1 protein-coding gene is annotated in these 1,407 nt (G+C 37.7%); it reads right to left on the bottom strand.

Annotation, left to right across the window (positions count from 1 at the left end):
- Positions 1-1,407 (bottom strand): Cna B-type domain-containing protein (locus AC1DJR_RS29725; protein ID WP_477004228.1); only part of this gene is annotated, 1,407 nt, incomplete at both ends.

The raw sequence follows: 1,407 nt of genomic DNA, 5'->3' as shown, positions 1-1,407 counted from the left end.
AGTAGGTCTACTTTAATCATTTCCGGACGATCTTTCGCGTTATCGTCTTTCCATGTTTTCGTTCCTTCTACTTTTGTTTTGCCAACCTTTGTATTCGTGATGTCATTACCTTTTACTTCTGTTTGATATCCGTCTACTGCTTGTTCTTTYACTTCATACTTRTATGCCTTRCCTTCGGCATCGTATGCCGCTARATCTGTAAACGCATATTTCCATTCACTTGCCAAGCTTACTTCTTTTGTATCGATTACCTTGCCATTTTGTAGTAATTCTACTTTAATCATWTTCGGACGATCTTTCGCATTATCGTCTTTCCACGTTTTYGTTCCTTCTACTTTTGTTTGACCTACTTTTGTATTTGTAATGTCATAACCTTTTACTTCTGTTTGATATCCGTCTACTGCTTGTTCTTTTACTTCATACTTRTATGCCTTGCCTTCGGCATCGTATGCCGCTAAATCTTTGAATTCATACTTCCAACCGCTTGCTTCTGTTACTTCTTGTGTTGCGATTACTTGGCCATTTTGTAGTARGTCKACTTTAATCATCGTCGGACGATCTTTCGCATTATCGTCTTTCCACGTTTTCGTTCCTTCTACTTTTGTTTGMCCAACTTTAGTATTCGTGATGTCATWACCWTKTACTTCTGTTTGATATCCGTCTACTGCTTGTTCTTTTACTTCATACTTGTATGCTACTCCGTTTGCATCGTATGCTTGKAGGTTTTCAAATGTGTACTTCCAATTTGTTGCTTTGCTTACTTCTTTTGYKTCTACTACTTTACCATTTTGTAGTAAATCTACTTTAATCATTKTYGGACGATCTTTCGCATTATCGTCTTTCCATGTTTTCGTTCCTTCTACTTTCGTCTTRCTTACTTTTGTATTCGTAATGTTATAACCTTTTACTTCGGATTGATATCCATCTACTGGTTGTTCTTTCACTTCATACTTGTATGCCTTACCTTCGGYATCGTATGCCRCTAAATCTGTAAACGCATATTTCCATTCRCTTGCYRMGCTTACTTCTTTTGTATCGATTACCTTGCCATTTTGTAGTAGGTCAACTTTGATTGTTTCTGGACGTCCTTCACCRTTTCCGTCCTTCCATACCTTCGTTCCTTCTACTTTTRTTTGACCAATCTTTGTATTCGTGATGTCATAACCTTTYAYTTCKGWTTKRTATCCGTCKAYTGSTTGTTCTTTCACTTCATACTTGTATGCCTTACCTTCGGCATCATATGCCGCTAAATCTTTGTATTCGTATTTCCAGCCTGTTGCTTTGCTTACYTCTTGCGTCGCAATCACTGTACCATTTTGTAGTAGGTCTACTTTAATCATTTCCGGACGATCTTTCGCGTTATCGTCTTTCCATGTTTTCGTTCCTTCTACTTTTGTTTTGCCAACC

It is taken from the genome of Bacillus sp. 05T31 (assembly GCF_056396725.1).
Note: the sequence above shows the minus strand (reverse complement) of the source record. Positions and strands in the feature narration are given on the sequence as shown.